The organism is Qipengyuania sp. RANM35 (genome assembly GCF_041021145.2).
Lineage (GTDB): Bacteria > Pseudomonadota > Alphaproteobacteria > Sphingomonadales > Sphingomonadaceae > Qipengyuania > Qipengyuania soli.
The window spans coordinates 2,249,006-2,267,871 of record NZ_CM196433.1 but is presented as its reverse complement, the minus strand read 5'-3'; the positions used below and the strand labels follow the sequence as shown (position 1 = coordinate 2,267,871).

The following is an 18,866-nucleotide window of genomic DNA, read 5'->3' as shown; positions in this document are numbered from 1 at the left end:
AAAAAGACAGGGGGAAAAGATGACGAAGACCAATGTTCTGATGCCGCTGGCCCTGGCGGCAACCGGGCTGGCGGCAACGCCAGCGCTGGCGCAGGAAAACTGGGCCGGGATGGATCGCGATACGTTGCGGGGGCAAGTCCAGCAGCGTTACGATGCGGCGCTCGCCGCGACGCTCGATCCCGCCTATTTCAACGCCAACGATCCCCGGTACATCTGGGCTTCCGAAGCAAAGGCGCAGTGCGGCATCGCGCTCGGCTATCTCAAGTCGAACACGCGGGACGAGGTGTCGCTGTCGAAGTGCTGGATGGCCTATGATCGCATGATGCAGGTCCCGCAGCCCCGCGTCGTTCCTGCGCCCGAGCCGACCCCGGCCCCGGTCTGCAACCGTGAACTGCCTGGCCTGATCTTCTTCGAATTCGATTCCGCTACGCCGGGTTCGGACGCGAGCGAGATCGTGCAGTACGTCACCCAGAACGCTGCAGCCTGCAACTGGCGCTCGTTCAACGTGGTCGGTCACACCGATACCTCGGGCTCGAATGCCTACAATTTGGGCCTGTCCCAACGCCGCGCCGACGCGGTGGCTAGCCTGATGTCAGTACAGGGCATTTCCCAGTCGGCAATCTCGACTTCGGCCAAGGGCGAAGAGGAGCCGCGCGTCCCCACTGCGGATGGCGTGCGCGAACTCCAGAACCGCCGCGTCGAAATCCTGGTCAACAATTAAGAGAGGGGGGAGACCATGCGTAAGCACACCCTGGCCGCAATGACGGCAATCCTGTTGGCCGGAGCTGCACCTGCGGCGATGGCCCAATCGGCCGATACCGAAGCCGTTTCGATGCAGGAGGCCATCACGGTCGCCATGCAGTCGAACCCGGAAATCATCCAGGCACAGTTCAACAAGGAAGCGATCGAATTCGAACGCAAGCAGGCGCAGGGACTCTACCTGCCCCGCGTCGACATCGAAGCTTCTGCCGGCGTTCGCAGGCTCGAGAACAACACCCGCCGCTCGCTCGGCATCTCCGACCAGGAGCTCTATCCGATCGAAGGCGTGCTGAGTGGTGAATGGACGGTTCTCGACTTCGGTCGCCGTCGCGGCGAACTGCTGCGCCAGGCTGCCCGCGTCGACGGTGCGTCGCTGCGCGTGGTCGAGCGTTCCGAGTTCATCGCCCTGCAGATCGCCCGCCAGTATCTCGACGTCCTGCTCCAGCAGCGCGTCGCAGCTGCGGCGGCAGACAATGCCGCTTTCCACCAGTCGCTGGTGACCGACCTCGGCACCGGCGTCGAACAGGGTTCGATCAGCATCGCCGACCGCCAGCAGGCCGAAGAGCGCCTGCAGTCGGCCAAGGTGCAGAGCGAGGAAGCCGACCTCGGCCTCCAGAACGCCTACATCAGCCTGCGTCGCCTGACCGGTCTCGACCTCAGCGGCGCGGCGCTGCCGCCGAACCTGGCCTCGGCCATGCCGGCGGACCTCGAAACCGCGGTCGGCATGGCCCGCCTGCGCAACCCGCTGGTGCGTGAAGCCCAGGCCGATGTCGATGCAGCCAATGCACTGGTGAAGTCGGCCGAAGGTGACCTTTACCCGACTGTCGGCCTCGAAGTCCGCGGCCGGGCCGGTGAGGATATCGACGGCTTCCGCGGCCAGACGGCCGACGTTCTCGGCCGTGTGGTGCTGCGCTGGAACATCTTCGACGGCGGGATCAAGGAAGCCCGCATCCAGGAGACGGTCCGCCAGGCGAGCCTTGCGCGCTACGCCCTGCACGATCGCCAGCGTGAAGCCGAAGAAGACGTGCGACTCGCGTGGCAGGCACTCGAAACGCAGGGACGCATCGTCACTGCTCTCGACCGCCAGAGCCAGGTGAGCGACGACCTGCTGCTGTCCTACCGCAGCCAGTTCAACGTCGGTCGCCGTTCGCTGCTCGACGTGCTCGATGCACAGAATACCAGGTTCAATACTCAGGTGCGTCTTGAAACGGCACGCTTCAGTCAATTGTTCGCGCAATACCAGACGCTCGCTGCTACAAACAACTTCCTGGAGGCGCTGAGCATTGCCCCCGGAGCTGGTGCGGGTTCGAACGAGCGTGAACGCTTCAACTACGGCCCACCGACCCCGGCAGAGCTTCAGCGCCGCGTCTATCCCAAGTAGGGAGAACGGGTGGTGAGTAGTGTCGCAGTTCGATGAGGCAATCGAGGGCGTGGAACTCGATACGCTGACCGAAAGCGTCGCCGAACTGGCGCGGCGCTACGGTCCTGCCTTCGACACGTCGCTGCTTGCGCAGCTTCCGCGTGACGGGCGCGGGTTCCTTCCCTGGCATCAGGCAGGACCCGCGCTCGAGCTCGCGCGGCTGAACTACGACCCGGCCGATCCGCGCAAGCTGCCGCGCACGCAGAAGCACTATCCCGCGCTCGTCGGCCTCGAAGGCGGGCGGGCGCTGGTCGCGCTCGAAGCGCGTGAGGGCGACTTGCTCGTCTGGCGTCCCGACAGCGGCATCGAACAATGGGTGTCCAACGCGGAGCTGGCCGAGAGCTATTCCGGCCAGTTCATCCAGGTTTTCGCCGATCCCGACGAACTGCGCGAGAACGAGGCGCCGTGGCACGCCAAGGCGCGCGGCCACTGGTTCTGGAGCGAGCTGCGCAAGGAACGCCGCTCGTTCATGCCGGTGTTCGTCGCCAGCTTCATCATCAACCTGCTGGCGATCTCGCTGCCGATCTTCACGATGAACGTCTACGACCGAGTCATCCCGAACAAGGCGTCCGAGACGCTGTGGGTGCTCGGTATCGGCGTGGTCCTCGCCTTTGCGCTCGAGTTCGCACTGCGCCGCGCGCGCACGGCGGTGGTGGACCAGATCACGCGGCGGCTCGACCTCAAGCTGTCGCAGAAGATTTTCGGGCGCCTGCTCGCCTCACCGCTGGAGGAGCGCAAGGGCCACACTGGCTCGCTCGCCGCGCGCGTCTCTGAATACACCACAGTGCGCGACTTCTTCGCTTCGACCAGCCTGGTGATGGCGATCGACGTGCTGTTCCTCTTCGTCTTCGTGATCGTGATCGCGGTCATCGGTGGATGGCTTGCGCTGGTCCCGCTGGCGATCATCAGCGCCATGCTGTTCGCAGGCTACGTGCTGCAGAAGCGCGTGGTGAACGCGGCGCGCGATGCGCAGGCCGACCATGGACTACAGCAGACGATGCTGGTCGAATCGCTTACCGGTATCGAGACGCTGAAGAGCCTCTCGGGCGAGGGCGCGATGCTGTCGCGCTGGCATCGCCTCGCCGATATCGGCACGCATTCGCAGCAGCGCCTGCGCGATGTGAACTCCTATGCGGTCGGACTTGCCCAGACCTTCCAGCAGATTTCGACCGTCTCGCTGATCATCGGGGGCTATTATCTCTTCGCCGCGGGCGAGATCTCGATGGGCGCTATCATCGCGATCGTCATGCTGTCGTCGCGCTCGCTCTCGCCAGCCGGGCAGATCGCCTTCCTGCTGACGCGCGGTCGTCAGGCGCAGGAGACGCTCGACAGTATCGAGCGCCTGTTCGAAGGCGGGGACGAGCGTCGCCAGGGCAGCAGCCTGACGCTCTCGGCCATCGAGAATCCCACGATCCGGATGGAAAAGCTCGGCTTCGCCTATGCCGAGACCTCGCAGGATGCGCTGGCCGACATCGACCTGACCATCCAGCCGGGCGAGAAGATCGCGATCGTCGGCCGTGTCGCATCGGGCAAGTCGACACTCGGCCGGGTGCTTTGCGGTCTCTATGCGCCGACCGGCGGAACGATGCTGGTGAATGGCATCGACAGCCGCCAGTTCCGTCCGCAGCAGCTGCGTCGCGCATTCCGCTTTGTCGGCCAGGATGCGGCGCTGTTCACCGGTTCGATCAAGGACAACCTCTCGCTCTCCTCGCCGGGCATTTCGGACGAGCGCCTGCTCGAGGCGATGCGGATGACGGGGGCCGATGAATTCCTGTCCCGCGATGCCGGCGGGTTCGACCGTCCGGTGGGCGAGGATGGCCGCCGCCTTTCGGGCGGACAACGCAGCTTCCTCGCTCTGACCCGCGCCATGGTCGAGCCTTGCGAGCTCCTGTTCCTCGACGAGCCTACCGGCGCCATGGACAGCCAGACCGAAAAGCTCTTCGTCGACCGTCTCGGCGCCGCCATGGCACCGAACCAGACACTGGTCATTGCGACCCACCGCCCGGCGCTGTTTTCGATCTGCGACCGCCTGATCGTCATCGATCGCGGCCGCGTGGTTGCCGATGGTCCGGTCAAGCAGGTGCTGGCCCAGGCCGGTTCCGCACTGGCGCAGGGGCAGTGACGATGTTTATCCAGTCCACTCTTGCAAAGCGTATCGCCGTCGTCGCGCTGGTCGTTGGCGCGACACTGGCTGCGGGAACTTCTTCGATCCTCACATCGCCCGAACCGGCGAATGCCATGCCCGTGCTGGGGCGCGAGCTTGCCTCGCAGATCAGCACCATGTCGACAGGTGAGGACCAGGTGCTCGCCCTCACCGGCGAGAGTGCCGAAGCACGCAACGCTCTCATCCCGGTTTCCAAGGCCCGTATCGAGACACCCGGCCTGTTCGGGCGGCGCGAAATGTCCGCTACCTCGCAAGCGACGGCGGAGAAGTGCCTTGCCCAGGCGATATACTACGAGGCGGCCCTCGAGCCCGAGAGCGGGCAGCGCGCCGTCGCGCAGGTCGTGCTCAACCGCGTCCGCCACCCCGCTTACCCGAATACGGTCTGCGGTGTTGTCTACGAAGGTGTCGACCGCCCGGTTTGCCAGTTCAGCTTCACCTGCGACGGTTCGCTACTACGGGCTCCCTCGGCAGGCTACTGGGACCGCGCCAAGCGCATTGCTCATGAGATGATGAATGGCGGCAGCGCGCCCGAAGTCGGCACTGCAACGCACTACCACGCGGACTATGTCGTGCCCCGCTGGGCTTACACGCTCGGCAAGATTACCCAGATCGGCCGCCATATCTTCTACCGTTTCCCCGGGCGCGCCGGATCGGGCGCCAGTTTCATCCAGCGCTGGTCGGGTCTCGAGCACATCCCGCAGATCGATTTCGAGCGCCTGCGCGTGAAGCTGGCAGCGAACGAGGCGGAGGAGCTTTCACCGGTCGCCGCATTCGTCCCTGGTACGACCGTCGTCGCCGACGTCAAGGATCGCCATGCAGAGGCCGACGTCGGCGGACGTCTCGACACGACGACGACCTGGCGTCTGTCGATCCCCGACCCGGTCCAGCTCAGTGCCACCTACAAGGCCACTTTGGCCGGACAGGGCGAGAAGATTGCAGAACCGGCTGAGCCGGCAGGAGCTTCCGAATGAATTTCTTGCGCGAGAGGTTCGCCTCGCTCGACGCACCACAAAAGCTGATCGCGGTCGCAGCGATCGGCATACTCACCCTCTTTATCTGGGCGTCCTTCGCGCAGGTCGAGCAGATTGCGCGCGGCACCGGCAAGGTTATCCCGTCGAGCAAGGCGCAGCTGGTCCAGCCGTCCGAGCCCGCGGTAATCGCAGACATCCTTGTCCGAGGTGGCCAGAGCGTAAAGAAAGGCGACCTGCTGGTTCGCCTCGACGATGCGCAATCCAGCTCCGCCCTCGGCGAACTGGAAGCGGAGAACCGCCGCCTTGCCGTGCGGGCACAGCGCCTCGAGAATGAAGCATCGGGCGGCAGCCTCGGATGCGCCGAGGGCGAGGTTTGCGCTGAAGAGCAGCGGCTCCAGCAGGTTCGCGCCGCGACCGCACAGGCGCGACAGAGCGCGCTGTCCTCGGCCATCGAACAGCGTCGCCGCGATCAGCAGGAGGCCGAAGCCACCGTAGCCGCGCTGGAGAACAGCGTCCGGCTCGCGCGCGAGCAGGTCAACATGCTCGAACCGCTGGCGCGCAAGAACATCGTACCGCAGACCGAGTTGATCCAGGCCCAGCGCGACCTCGTCGACACGCAAGGCCGCCTCGCGGCTGCCCGCCAGGCCGCCGGACGCGCTGCCGCCTCGATCCGCGAGGCACAGGCAGATCTTAGCCAGGCCCGCCTCGATTTCCGCCAGCAGGCACTGGCGGAGCGCAGCGAAGTCACCACGAAACTGGCCGTGAACGAGGAATCGATCCGCGGCGCCGCTGCCCGCCAGCAGCGCAACGAATTGCGTGCGCCGTCCGATGGCGTCGTCAACGACGTCCAGATCACCACAGTCGGCGGCTTCGTGAATGCAGGCGAGAAAATCATGCAGATCGTGCCTGTCGGCGACAAACTGCTGGTCGAGGCGCGCATCGCGCCCAAGGATCGCGCCTTCATCAAGGTCGGCGATCCAGCGAATGTGAAGGTTACTGCCTACGACTTCTCGATTTACGGAGGCTTGCGCGGCAAGGTCCAGCAGGTCTCTGCCGACAGCATTTACGACGAGGCGGAACGGCAGGCCTATTACACCGTCGTCGTCGAAACCGACCGCTCATACATCATGAAGAACGGCAAGCGCCTGCCGATCGTCCCCGGCATGATCTGCGATGTCGAGATCATCACCGGACGCCACAGCATTCTCAGCTATCTCTTCAAACCGGTAAACAAGGCGCTCGGTCGCGCCATGACGGAACGCTGATGGTCAGGACCCGTGCAGCCAGGTGCGGCGGTCGTTGAAGCTCAGCACCGGCTGGTAATCGTTTGCCAGCGTCGCATCGAGCACCTGATCGGTAGCGTTGTCGAGCATGCGGTAGCCGTCATCGGTGCGTACGATCAGCACGGCATGGTCGGCACGTCGGACCAGATCTCGCGCAATAGTCAGGAACATGTCCTCGCGACGCACGCCCGCCGAGGCGAGCAGGTGCATCTTCAGTAGCGCATAGTCCTCGCAGTCGCCCTTGCCGAGCTGAAGCGTCTTGCGTGGCCCGGCCCAGAAGTCGGCCTTTCCGAACAGCTTGCGATCGTCGGTGTAGGCAATCCTGTGATTGACCCAGCGGTTCACCGCTTCGAGGCGTTGCTCAATTCCGCCGGAACCGGATACGAGATCAGCAGGGACCTGGGAAAGGCGTGCCTTTTCACGGCTTACGCGGGCCCAGGCGCTATCGAAGCTGGTCCGGCCAAGCGCGACCTTGCGGCTGGACAGGAAGTCGTCACGGCCGAGGCCTGCTGCGGGTGCGATCCGCTTCAGCGAAACAAGACCGGACGTGCCACCCCCGAAGTCGGAAGAGCAGGGGACTACCTTGGCGAAGGCAGCCGATGCCGGTGCAAGCGGCTGGAATATCGGGACGGGGGCGGGTTCGGTCGTCGGACCTGCCTGGGGCATCAGCGACCCCAAGGACTCAAATGAAGCCTGTTCCGCGCGAATGCGTTCCAGCTCGCTGGTCCCGCCGCCTAGGATGGCCGAGGCCTTTGAAGCCGTAAGGTTGCCTGCGGCGGCAAAGTCCTGTGTCGGAATGACCGGTGTGCCAGACACTGGGCAGGCAACATTGGCGAGTGCGGCCGTCATAGCCGGCATCAACAACGGCGCGGCACCCTGCGCCTGCGCGGGCAGAGCCACCCCGCCTGCAGCGAGCACGGACGCTGCAGCGACATTGCGCAGTGAATTGCGGAAGTGTTCCGGCCTTACCATGAGGCCCGGAATACGCAGGCAATATCAAGGCGCAGTTTCCGCGCTTGGTTAACGAGTGCTTCTTGATTGCGCTTGGCCTAGGGCGCGGAAAAGGCGCCGATGGTTACCTGCTCAGCGCCGGTCCCGCCGGAGTTCCCGACCATGCTGATAGTACGCGCTGATACGCTTTAGCTGCGGACGACCGGAGATTTTCTCGAACAGGTACCTGGAGATCCGGCCCGCCGATTGCGCGAGCGAAACGACACCTAGGAATACCTCGAGAAAGACAAGGGCAGGCAGTATCGTGAAGAAGGAGTGGTTGGATCTCAAGATCCTGGTGGTCATGCTTCGAGGCTTCAGTCGGACGGCAAGTGCAGACAGGACAAAGCAGCTGCTTACGTAACACATCGCCAGTAAAAGCACGGATTGCATAGATCGCCACCCCAAGATCCGCTGCATTGTTAGCGTTCAGGGAAAACACCTAGCAAGTGATTTCTATAGAAATTCCAGACAATTGCTCGCGATCCGGCATCGCGTCCCGCGAAGGATCAACTGTCACAAGAAAAGGGCGGCGCCTTGCGGCACCGCCCTCCTTGATCAGCAGAAGCTGTTCGAAGTGTAAGCGTGAAGCTTACTTCAGTTCGACGGTGCCGCCGGCTGCTTCGATCTTGGCCTTCACGTCTTCGGCTTCGGCCTTGTTCACGCCTTCCTTGAGCGCCTTCGGGGCGCCTTCGACGAGAGCCTTGGCTTCGGTCAGGCCCAGGCCGGTGATGGCGCGGACTTCCTTGATGACCTGGATCTTCTTGCCACCGTCGCCGGTGAGAATGACGTCGAATTCGTCCTTCTCTTCAGCAGCGGCGCCAGCGTCGCCACCACCAGCAGGTGCGGCAACGGCAACAGCAGCGGCGGCGCTAACGCCCCACTCTTCTTCGAGCGCCTTGGCAAGCTCAGCGGCTTCCATGACGGTCAGCTTCGACAGTTCTTCAACAAGCTTGGCGATATCGGCCATGATGTTTCACTCCAAAATTAGGCTGGGGTACCCTGCGGGACTGCCCCAATGAATAAGTCGCGATTTGCGATGAACCAGGCTTACGCTGCGTCCTTGGCGGCATATGCGCCAAAGACACGAGCGAGCTTGCTCGCGGGGGCGTTGACGAGCTGGACAACCTTGGTTGCCGGCGCGTTGACGAGACCCACGATCTTGCCACGCAGTTCGTCGAGGCTCGGCATCGAGGCGAGTGCCTTGACCCCAGCTTCGTCGAGCTTCGTTGCGCCCATCGAACCACCGACGATTTCGATCTTGTCGGTGGTCTTGGCGAACTCCACCACGGCCTTGGCCGCAGCAACCGGATCCTCGGAATAACCAAGGGCGGTCGGACCGGTCAGGTACTCGTCGAGACCTGCGTAGTCGGTGTCCTTCAGGGCGAGCTTGGCGAGACGGTTCTTCGCAACCTTGTAGGACGCACCGGCATCGCGCATCTTCGAACGCAGTTCGGTCGACTGCGCAACCGAGAGCCCCAGGTTGCGGGTGATGACCACCACGCCGGACTGGGCGAAGATTTCGCTGAGCTGGGCGACCGAATCGGCTTTCTGCGAACGATCCATGCCATACTCCTTCACTATGACCGCACGGGATGGCTCCCGGACGGCCGGCTACGTTTGTCCATGCTGCAAGATGCAACACGGGCGAGTCCGTTGAGGGGGAAGGAGTGCGCCACATTGGCGCGAAACGACGGACAACCCTGTATCGGGCGGACCGCCATGAAATCTCTGTTCCCCGTCTAGGCTGGAAATTAAGACCGGCAAATTCCGGTCACCAACTGTCTCGGACGGATGATCGGCCTGCGCTTGCGCACCTGCCGGTCGGGCGCGCATCTAGTCGAATCCGCGAAGGAGTCAAGACGAACGCCCCAATAGCAAAGAGGCCCGCCCCCGAAGGGACAGGCCTCTCGCTAGTCTAACCGATCCGCGCGTCAGGCGCGGACGACGGAAAGATTATTCAGCAGCCGGAGCTTCAGCAGCGTCGGTAGCTTCGGCAGCCGGAGCAGCAGCGTCGGTAGCTTCAGCAGCCGGAGCAGCAGCGTCGGTGGCTTCAGCGGCCGGAGCAGCTTCTTCCATGGTGGCTTCAGCAGCGGCGGTGTCTTCAGCCGGAGCAGCTTCTTCAGCAGCCTGCTCACCGCAAGCGGCGAGGGTCAGTGCGAAGGGAAGGGCGGCGACGAGTGCGATCTTCTTCATGGGTCTTCAATTCCTGTAACGCCGTGATTGGCGTGGACATAAAATAGCCTTATTTTCGCCAAGGAGAAGACACATTTTGCGTAGGAGCGAATTTTTCCCATTCCGCTGCAATTTCCGTGCTTTCACGCGGTGATCCGCCTTTCATCCGGCGAAATCTCGCCGTCGAGCCTGTTGCGGACCAGCCTGCCGACGCGCACTGCGGCTGCGGCCGGAATGGCGACGATCAAGCCGACGACAAGCGAATCTACGGCCATCAGGGCAAAGACCAGCGCTTGATCCTGGCCATATGCTAGTTCGTGCAACTGGTTGTGGGCCAGGCTGGGCGGCACTCGCGTCGTGAAATACAGCGGCAGGGCATAGAAGTAGAGCAGTCCTGTGCGTTTCGCCGATGCCAGGGGATTGCCGATTTCACCGTCTGTCGCTGCCGCCACGATCCACGCCATGAGCAGAGGCTCAATGAGGAGCTGGCTCAGGCCGACCACCATCCGGATCGTATCGACATGGTCTTCGTGCGCGTAGCTTCTCGTGTAGAAGATCGCCGCAAAGATCGAGAGCGAATAGACCATGTAGGGCAGGTATCGCGGTACCGCATCCGTAAGAGGGTCGATCCGAATACCATCGCGCTTGCCAGCGAAATGGCGGATCACGAAGAACCCACCGACATAGACCAGAGCCATCTTGATCCAGCCGAATATCATCCGCGTGCCGTCTTCGCCGACCGCGCGTGTGGCTTCCTTGCTTTCGAACATGCCGATCCGCACTTCGACCACGTGCTGGGCAAACTCCCACAAGACGATCCCGGCCATCAACCAGGGCAGGGCCCTGAACGCGCGAAAGGAGTCGGCCAGCGTGCCGACGAAGTCGGACGCGAAACGTTTGAGCCAGATCATTGGTCCTTCTCCCGGTATCCCAGCAGGTCACCGGGTTGGCAGTGGAGCTCGCGGCAGATGGCTGCGAGGGTCGAGAAGCGGATAGCCTTCGCCTTGCCGGTCTTCAGGATCGACGCATTGGCAAGAGTCAGGCCGATGCGCTCGGCGAGCTGGGTGAGCGTCATGCCGCGATCCTGCAGCAGTTCATCGAGGTTCACGACGATGGCCTGATCGTCTTCGGCCGGCATCAGACCGTTCCTTCCAGGTCGTCGCGCATCTGGGCGCCTTCGCGCAGCAGCCGGGCCAGGACGAACAGTAGCGGGACAGCGAACCAGCCGGTCAAAGACAGGGACCAGCCGAAATACTCGCCGCTCTCCTTGCTCGCCCAGATGGACAGTTGTCCGAATGCCAGGTCCGCCACGTTGATGGCCAGCAGTGCCCAGGCAATGACCGACAGGCGTTGCGCATTGGTTTCGGAAAAGCCTTCACCGCGCTGGGTGTCACGGATCATGGCGGCGAGGCGCGTCAGGATCAGGTGGACCGCATAGGCGATCGGGATCACCATGGCGCAGGTCCATTTGAGCCAGGTGAAGACCACCTCGTCGGCACCCTGCACGCCGAGGGCATTGCGGAAACTTTCCTTGAACAGCCCCGGTTCGACCAAGAGCAGGGCGAGCAGCAGGGTAAACAGCGCTGCCATGGCCCAGTTCAGCCAGTTCGCGATCCGCAACGTGTGCACGAGAATCGACAGCATTCCAGCCTCCTTATCGACAATCGATATGGCGGTTTCTGTTCTTATTGTAAATCAATAATATCGAATTTCGATATGACTGGTTCGATCGAGTGCATTTGGTGCCTGCTCACATTCGCGCTATGATTGCCTCCGCTGCCAAGGGGGATGGGAAGCGGAATGACACGGCAACTCTTCGTCAGGCTGGTCCTGTTCTACGCCTTCGTATCGCTTGCCGTTTACCTGGCGGTTTCCTTGTACCCGCCACTGGCCGATTTCCTGCCCATCGGCGGTGCGCAGACGCTCCTCACCGCGCCACCTGCCAATCCGCTCGATGGGGTGGGTATTGAGGCCCGCCGCGTCGGCAATCTTGGCAGTTCGGTCGTGTGGCTGGTGGTCGCGGTCATGGGGGCTTTGCTGACCACCTTCCCGGTCACCTGGACGTACATGGCCAGCCGCAGTCGCAAGGAATACGATCAGGCGTTGGTCGAAACGATGATCGTCCTGCCGATCGCAGTGACGTCGATCGTGGTCATGGTCCACGATTCCCTTGCGCTGGCCTTCTCACTCGCCGGGATTGTCGGCGGGGTGCGCTTTCGCAACACCCTGAAGAGCTCGGGCGACGCGATCTACATCCTGCTCGCCATCGGTATCGGGCTCGCGGCCGGGATCGGCGCGCTCGAGATTGCGCTGGTCATGACGGTGATGTTCAACTTCACTTTCGCCTTCCTGTGGCTCGTCGACTACGGTGCCCTGCAGGGCGCGCATCGCTATTTGCGCCCGACCGATCCCGACGATGCGGAGACCGGGCTCGATCAGGTCGACCAGTCGGGCGAGGGGGCCTAGAGGCAGGCGCCGGTCAGCTTCTTCGCGATCCTGTCGCTGTCGCCGATGTCTTCGAAGAACCCGGCAATATATTGTCGCATGGACTGGATGCTGCGCGTTTCGAGTCCCGGGATGCGGCCCAGTTCGGCCTCGATCTCCCCGCGCGCGTTGCGGTAATTTTCGAGCTGGGCAGGCAAGGCTTCGTTGAAGGCGCAATACCCGCGATAGATGCGATACCTCACATTGGGGATTCGCAGCTTCTCGCTGGGGACGGCATATGGTGCATCGACCAACCCGGCATTGTCGAAATCATAGGGGACCGGCGTGAGGTTGGCGGCGGCGTCCTTTGCCTCGCCGAAGAGGCGCGAATTGTGGCAGCAGTCGGCAGGGTCGGGCCCGGCATCCATGGCCCAGTCGGTATTGCCGATCATGTATTGGAACAGCGAGTACCGCGCGCCGTCCTCGCGGTTGAGGGCTGCGACCCGGACGTTGCCGGTGTCGACTTCCTTCAGGCCGACGCGCTTCGCCGCATCGTCACCGTCCTCGATGAAGAAGCCGATGCGGGTGGCCACATCCTTGCCGCCATCGCGGTAGGTGACCCGCGCCAGCCTGACCTTGAAGCTCTCGGGCGTCAGGATGTTGTAAAGCCGGTAGGCGGCATATTCGCGCAGCACGATTTGCTCGAACCGCGCGTTGTCGTTGCAATGCGTGACAAGCTTGATGCGTTTTTGCTTGCGGAAGAGGGATGTCGCATCGGGCTTGTCGGGAAAGCCGATACGCAGGGGCGGGAAACTGCACTTGTCCTTGCGACGCCGCGAGATGCCCCGCGCCGACATTTCGATGGGATGGCTCTCGCCCGCCGCCGTCAATGTCGCCGGGCGGACCTCGTCGGAGCTTTCGGCACGCCTCGCCACTTCGCGTACCGGTCCATCGATCGTGACATCGAGAAGCGCGTCGCTGCCGAAAAGCGGTGTGACCTCGTCGTCTGTGTCCTCGCCAGAGGCAGAGGTGCCGAGGAGTGCCAATGAAAGCACGCAGAGCTTCGCCAGTCTCATTATCGTTCTCCCGCCTTGGATACGCCCTGGAGGGCGCGACGCGACCATTGGCCGTCCTTGCCCCGCTCGTGCGCCCAGGTCTGGCCGCCGAGGATCTCGAGAAAGCTGGCCGGCCCGCCGTAGGCACGCGAGATGCCGGTATCGATCCGGATCAGCCGTCCGTCCTGCTCTTCGGTTATGCCGTTAGGGTTCGGAGTGTGGCCGACGACGAGCCGGGCGGCACCGAGCCGCGCAAGGACCGTCGCAAGTTCGCCATCGGGTGCTGGTCGGACGCCCTGATCGGGCGCGCCCGCGACATTGCCGCGGTACCACAGCGGCCCGAGCGGGTCTTCGAGGACCGGACGAACGACCTGTGCCCCCTCTTCCAATGCTGCTTCGTATCGCGCGTTGATCCTCTCAATCGGGTCAACGCTTGCCTCCAGGCTGATCCCGCCATGGACGAAGAGCGTATCGCCAAGCCGATAGGTGGCCGGTCGGTCCGCCGCCCATTTTCCCAGCTCGCCTCCTGGCGCCCACGCATGGCGATGCTCGACAAGACCGAGAGGGGTTGCTGCCAGCCATGCGGTGCGCACCGCGTCTTCCGATATATCGGGCGATGTCGTGCGGGCCCGCGCGACCAGCGTTGGCGCCATGGCTTGCCAGGCCTTCTTTCGGGTCCGGTCCGATTTGCGGGTGACGAACGCCGCATATTCGCCCGGGTCGACGTATCGCAGGTCGCCGATGACGTTCATCGCCTCGTGATTGCCGAGCAGGACGACAACCCTACCGCCCGCCATCGCGGCCTCTTTGTCGAGCGTCTGGAGGTGGCGGATGATCTTCAGCGAATCCGGCCCCCGGTCGACAATGTCGCCCATCTGGACGAGTACGGAGCGCCCGCCGGTCCAATGCTTCCCGTCGGTGCTGGCGCCCGACGCCCGGGCTATTTCGAGCCAGGCGCCGTAGTCGCCGTGGAGATCACCCACCGCGACGACACGCTGCTCCTCGGCCATGCCGATCGCGGGCATGCTCGCAAGGAGCAGGATCGCCGCCAGCCTGCGCACCGATGCCAGCAATCCGCGCATCGCTCTCCCCCGTGGTTCTTCGCGCGACACTAGCACATTATCGACCCTTCGCCGCATCCGGGATTTCCATGTTTGACAGGGGCGGGGACTCTTCCTACATGCCCCCTCGACCGCCCGCTTCGAGCAGGGCCGATTCATGCGCGGGGATCGGCTTCAGGATGGAAGGGGCGCTTCCATAATCGCGACGCTTGATAAGCTGCAGCTTGCCGCCGGTATCGGTGCGCCTACGCTGCGGCCTTTTCGCGTCCCGATCATGGTTCTCACGCGCATGAGACACGAATTTCCGGGGCTGTCCGCGCAGCCTCCGGCGCACACGAGAAGAGGTACACACCCCTTATGGCTACCAAGGCGAAGGCTCCGAAGAAGACCCGGGGCGCGAAGGCATCGGGCACGGCAAAGCGCCGCATCCGCAAGATCTTCGGCGACATCCACGAAGTCGTCCAGATGCCCAACCTGATCGAGGTCCAGCGCGAGAGCTACGAACAGTTCCTGCGCTCGGACAAGGAAACGGGCTACGTTTCCGGCCTCGAGAAGACCCTGCGTTCGGTTTTCCCGATCCGCGACTTCGCCGGCACCGCCGAACTCGACTTCGTCCATTACGAACTCGAACCGCCCAAGTACGACATCGTCGAGTGCCGCCAGCGTGGCATCACCTACGCTGCGCCGATGAAGGTCACGCTGCGCCTGATCGTCTTCGAGGTCGACCAGGAGACCGAGACCCGTTCCGTGCTCGATATCAAGGAGCAGGACGTCTACATGGGCGACATGCCGCTCATGACCGAGAACGGCACCTTCGTCATCAACGGTACCGAACGCGTGATCGTGTCGCAGATGCACCGTTCGCCTGGTGTGCTGTTCGACCATGACCGCGGCAAGACGCACTCTTCGGGCAAGCTCCTCTTCGCCGCCCGCATCATTCCGTACCGCGGCAGCTGGCTCGACTTCGAGTTCGACGCCAAGGACATCGTCAACGTCCGTATCGACCGCAAGCGCAAGCTACCGGTCACCGCGCTGCTTTATGCGCTGGGTCTCGACGACGAGGGCATCCTCTCGCACTTCTACAACACCGTCACCTGGAAGCGCGCAAAGGACGGCTGGGAAATTCCCTTCGTGGCCGAGCAGTGGCGCGGCCAGAAGCCGGCTTTCCCGTTGATCGATGCCAAGACCGGCGAGGAAATCTTCCCCGCCGGCCAGAAGATCAGCCCCCGTGCCGCGAACAAGGCTGCCAAGGACGGCCTTGCCACCCTGCTGCTGCCGACCGAGGAAATCTTCGGCCGTTACGCCAGCCGCGACATGATCGACGAGAAGACCGGCCGCATCTACATCGAGGCTGGTGACGAAGTCGCCGCCGAGAACCTCGAGGCGCTCGACAAGGCCGGCATCGACGCGATGGACCTGCTCGACATCGACCACGTCAACACCGGTCCCTGGATCCGCAACACGCTCAAGGTCGACAAGGCCGAGAACCGCGACGAAGGCCTGGAAGCGATCTACAAGGTCATGCGCCCGGGTGAACCGCCGACGAAGGAAACCGCCGAGGCCCTGTTCGAAGGCCTGTTCTTCGACGGCGAGCGCTATGACCTGTCGGCCGTGGGCCGCGTCAAGCTCAACATGCGACTCGACCTCGATGCCGAAGACACAGTCACCACGCTGCGCAAGGAAGACATCCTCGCGGTGGTGAAGGAGCTCGTCGACCTCAAGGACGGCAAGGGCGAAGTCGACGACATCGACAACCTCGGCAACCGCCGTGTCCGCTCGGTCGGCGAACTGCTGGAAAACCAGTACCGCGTCGGCCTGCTCCGCATGGAGCGCGCGGTGAAGGAGCGCATGAGCTCGGTCGACGTGTCGACCGTCATGCCGAACGACCTGATCAACGCGAAGCCTGCGGTCGCCGCAGTGCGCGAGTTCTTCGGTTCCAGCCAGCTCTCGCAGTTCATGGACCAGACCAACCCGCTGTCGGAAGTCACCCACAAGCGCCGCGTCTCGGCGCTCGGACCGGGCGGCCTTACCCGTGAGCGCGCGGGCTTCGAAGTCCGCGACGTCCACCCGACGCACTATGGCCGCATCTGCCCGATCGAGACGCCGGAAGGCCCAAACATCGGTCTGATCAACTCGCTCTCGACCTTCGCCCGCGTCAACAAGTACGGCTTCATCGAAACGCCGTACCGCAAGGTGATCGACGGCAAGGTGACCGACGAGGTGATCTACCTGTCGGCCATGGAAGAGCAGAAGCACACCGTCGCGCAGGCGTCGGCCGAACTCAACGACGACGGCTCGTTCGTCGAGGAGCTCGTCTCGGCCCGTCACGACGGCGACAACCTGATGGCTCCGCGCGAGCACATCACGCTCATGGACGTCAGCCCCAAGCAGCTCGTCTCGGTCGCGGCCTCGCTCATTCCGTTCCTGGAAAACGACGACGCCAACCGTGCACTCATGGGCTCGAACATGCAGCGCCAGGCCGTGCCGCTGGTCAAGGCGGAAGCGCCTTGGGTCGGCACCGGCATGGAAGAAACCGTTGCGCGCGATTCGGGTGCTGCCATCGCGGCCACCCGCGGCGGTATCGTCGACCAGGTCGACGCGACCCGCATCGTGATCCGTGCAATCGGCGATGTCGAACCCGGCCAGTCGGGCGTCGACATCTACACGCTGCAGAAGTTCCAGCGTTCGAACCAGAACACCTGCATCAACCAGCGTCCGCTGGTGAAGGTGGGCGACACGATCGAAGCCGGCGACATCATCGCCGACGGTCCGTCGACCGACTTGGGTGAGCTGGCGCTGGGCCGCAACAGCCTCGTCGCGTTCATGCCCTGGAACGGCTACAACTACGAGGACTCGATCCTCATCTCCGAGCGCATCGTGAAGGACGACGTGTTCACCTCGATCCACATCGAGGAATTCGAAGTCATGGCGCGCGACACCAAGCTCGGGCCCGAAGACATCACCCGCGACATTCCCAACGTCGGCGAGGAAGCCCTGCGCAACCTCGACGAGGCGGGCATCGTCTACATCGGCGCCGAAGTGCACCCGGGTGACATCCTCGTCGGCAAGATCACGCCCAAGGGCGAAAGCCCGATGACGCCGGAAGAAAAGCTCCTCCGCGCCATCTTCGGCGAAAAGGCCAGCGACGTGCGCGACACCTCGCTCCGCCTGCCGCCGGGCGTTGCCGGCACGATCGTCGAGGTACGCGTGTTCAACCGCCACGGCATCGAGATCGACGACCGTACCCGTGCGATCCAGAACGAGGAAATCGAACGCCTCCGCAAGGACGCCAACGACGAACGCGCGATCCTCAACCGTGCGACCTACAACCGCCTTCGCGACATGCTCCTCGGCCAGACCGCTTCGGCGGCTCCGAAGGGCGTGAAGAAGGGCGAGGTGATCTCGGAAGGCCTGCTCGAGGAAATCGACCGCCACGAATGGTTCAAGTTCGCGGTGGCCGACGATGGTCGCCAGGCCCAGCTCGAAGCCGTCAAGTCGCAGTACGACGAAGCGGTGAAGACGATCGAAGAGAAGTTCGAGGACCGCAAGGAGAAGCTCGAGCGCGGTGACGAGCTCGCCCCGGGCGTGCTCAAGATGGTCAAGGTCTTCGTCGCGGTAAAGCGCAAGCTGCAGCCGGGCGACAAGATGGCCGGCCGTCACGGTAACAAGGGTGTGATTTCGCGCATCCTGCCGGTCGAGGACATGCCGTTCCTCGAAGACGGTACCCCCGTCGACCTCGTGCTCAACCCGCTGGGCGTGCCTTCGCGCATGAACGTCGGGCAGATCTTCGAAACGCACCTCGGCATGGCGGCCCGCAACCTGGGTCACCAGATCGGCGAGCAGCTCGAGGAATGGCGCCGGGCGAACCCGAATGCCGCGGAAGACTACGCCAAGGCCAAGCCGCCCGAAGCGGTGGTAGAGCGCCTGAAGGATGTCTACGGCGAACAGTACCACGAGGAGATCGAGGCCCGTTCGACGGCCGAGATCGTCGAGCTGGCGACCAATCTGAAGACCGGTGTCCCGATGGGCACCCCGGTGTTCGATGGCGCCCGCGAAGGCGACGTGACGATCCAGCTCGGCAAGGCCGGTCTCGACAGCTCGGGCCAGTCGGTCCTGTTCGACGGCCGCACGGGCGATGCCTTCGACCGCAAGGTCACCGTGGGCATCATCTACATGCTCAAGCTGCACCACCTCGTCGACGACAAGATCCACGCCCGTTCGATTGGTCCCTACTCGCTCGTCACCCAGCAGCCGCTGGGCGGTAAGGCGCAGTTCGGCGGCCAGCGCTTCGGTGAGATGGAGGTCTGGGCACTCCAGGCCTACGGTGCGGCCTACACGCTGCAGGAAATCCTCACCGTGAAGTCGGACGACGTGATCGGCCGTACCAAGGTCTACGAGGCGATCGTCAAGGGCGACGACACCTTCGAGGCCGGCATTCCGGAGAGCTTCAACGTTCTCGTCAAGGAAATGCGCAGCCTCGGCCTCAATGTCGAACTCAAGTCGCATGGCGACGAGGAAGACGAGGACCAGTGGCCGGAGGCGGCGGAATAAAGGAGGCGGGCTT

Annotated in this window: 16 protein-coding genes; 7 read left to right on the top strand and 9 right to left on the bottom strand. The window is 63.5% G+C overall.

Translation table 11 applies throughout. The annotated features are described in order from the left end of the window. Positions 1–19 precede the first annotated feature (19 nt). The 5 genes from RAM60_RS11320 to RAM60_RS11300 are packed head-to-tail and all read left to right on the top strand — an operon-like array spanning position 20 to position 6,579. Positions 20–721 carry an OmpA family protein gene (locus tag RAM60_RS11320; protein WP_369026678.1) on the top strand — a complete coding sequence of 234 codons (702 nt, stop codon included), beginning with the start codon at positions 20–22 and terminating at the stop codon, positions 719–721. 15 nt (positions 722–736) lie between these two features. Further along, positions 737–2,140 carry a TolC family protein gene (locus tag RAM60_RS11315; RefSeq protein ID WP_200981469.1) on the top strand — a complete coding sequence of 468 codons (1,404 nt, stop codon included), beginning with the start codon at positions 737–739 and terminating at the stop codon, positions 2,138–2,140. Between the two features lie 19 nt (positions 2,141–2,159). Next, positions 2,160–4,301: an ABC transporter transmembrane domain-containing protein gene (locus tag RAM60_RS11310; protein WP_369026679.1), complete on the top strand. Its 2,142-nt coding sequence runs from the start codon at positions 2,160–2,162 to the stop codon at positions 4,299–4,301. 2 nt (positions 4,302–4,303) lie between these two features. After that, complete coding sequence (locus tag RAM60_RS11305; RefSeq protein ID WP_369027337.1) at positions 4,304–5,314, top strand: cell wall hydrolase; 1,011 nt, start codon at positions 4,304–4,306, stop codon at positions 5,312–5,314. Beyond that, on the top strand, positions 5,311–6,579 hold the full coding sequence (locus tag RAM60_RS11300) for an HlyD family type I secretion periplasmic adaptor subunit (protein ID WP_369026680.1): 1,269 nt from the start codon (positions 5,311–5,313) through the stop codon (positions 6,577–6,579). Before RAM60_RS11305 ends, RAM60_RS11300 begins: the two co-directional genes overlap by 4 nt. A gap of 3 nt (positions 6,580–6,582) precedes the next feature. Here RAM60_RS11300 and RAM60_RS11295 read toward each other — a convergent pair whose 3' ends face one another. The 7 genes from RAM60_RS11295 to RAM60_RS11265 form a co-directional block, all read right to left on the bottom strand. Then, positions 6,583–7,569 carry a transglutaminase-like cysteine peptidase gene (locus tag RAM60_RS11295; RefSeq protein ID WP_369026681.1) on the bottom strand — a complete coding sequence of 329 codons (987 nt, stop codon included), beginning with the start codon at positions 7,567–7,569 and terminating at the stop codon, positions 6,583–6,585. 610 nt (positions 7,570–8,179) lie between these two features. Next, the gene (gene rplL / locus RAM60_RS11290; RefSeq protein WP_200981466.1) at positions 8,180–8,557 is read right to left on the bottom strand and encodes a 50S ribosomal protein L7/L12; all 378 of its coding nucleotides are present in this window, start codon (positions 8,555–8,557) and stop codon (positions 8,180–8,182) included. 80 nt (positions 8,558–8,637) lie between these two features. Further along, on the bottom strand, positions 8,638–9,153 hold the full coding sequence (gene rplJ, locus RAM60_RS11285) for a 50S ribosomal protein L10 (protein ID WP_200981465.1): 516 nt from the start codon (positions 9,151–9,153) through the stop codon (positions 8,638–8,640). A 390-nt stretch (positions 9,154–9,543) separates the two neighbouring features. Beyond that, complete coding sequence (locus RAM60_RS11280) at positions 9,544–9,783, bottom strand: hypothetical protein (protein ID WP_369026682.1); 240 nt, start codon at positions 9,781–9,783, stop codon at positions 9,544–9,546. Between the two features lie 122 nt (positions 9,784–9,905). Then, complete coding sequence (locus RAM60_RS11275) at positions 9,906–10,673, bottom strand: hypothetical protein (protein WP_369026683.1); 768 nt, start codon at positions 10,671–10,673, stop codon at positions 9,906–9,908. Further along, positions 10,670–10,900, bottom strand: coding sequence for a helix-turn-helix domain-containing protein (locus RAM60_RS11270; RefSeq protein WP_369026684.1), 231 nt, complete (start codon positions 10,898–10,900; stop codon positions 10,670–10,672). The genes RAM60_RS11275 and RAM60_RS11270 overlap by 4 nt, the downstream gene beginning before the upstream one ends. Further along, positions 10,900–11,406 carry a DUF2975 domain-containing protein gene (locus RAM60_RS11265; RefSeq protein WP_369026685.1) on the bottom strand — a complete coding sequence of 169 codons (507 nt, stop codon included), beginning with the start codon at positions 11,404–11,406 and terminating at the stop codon, positions 10,900–10,902. The genes RAM60_RS11270 and RAM60_RS11265 overlap by 1 nt, the downstream gene beginning before the upstream one ends. 156 nt (positions 11,407–11,562) lie before the next feature. Here RAM60_RS11265 and RAM60_RS11260 point away from each other — a divergent pair, with 156 nt between their 5' ends. Next, entirely contained in the window at positions 11,563–12,228 is a 666-nt protein-coding gene (locus RAM60_RS11260; protein WP_369026686.1) for a DUF4956 domain-containing protein, read from the top strand. On the opposite strand, the gene RAM60_RS11255 is transcribed toward RAM60_RS11260, so the two are convergent. Both RAM60_RS11255 and RAM60_RS11250 read right to left on the bottom strand, forming a co-directional pair. Further along, a complete protein-coding gene (locus RAM60_RS11255; protein ID WP_369026687.1) occupies positions 12,225–13,262 on the bottom strand; it encodes a hypothetical protein in 1,038 nt (345 codons plus the stop codon). The genes RAM60_RS11260 and RAM60_RS11255 overlap by 4 nt on opposite strands. After that, on the bottom strand, positions 13,262–14,323 hold the full coding sequence (locus RAM60_RS11250; protein WP_369026688.1) for a metallophosphoesterase: 1,062 nt from the start codon (positions 14,321–14,323) through the stop codon (positions 13,262–13,264). Before RAM60_RS11250 ends, RAM60_RS11255 begins: the two co-directional genes overlap by 1 nt. Positions 14,324–14,659: 336 nt before the next feature. On the opposite strand from RAM60_RS11250, the gene rpoB reads away from it, so the two are divergent. Further along, complete coding sequence (gene rpoB, locus RAM60_RS11245) at positions 14,660–18,853, top strand: DNA-directed RNA polymerase subunit beta (RefSeq protein WP_369026689.1); 4,194 nt, start codon at positions 14,660–14,662, stop codon at positions 18,851–18,853. Positions 18,854–18,866 lie beyond the last annotated feature (13 nt).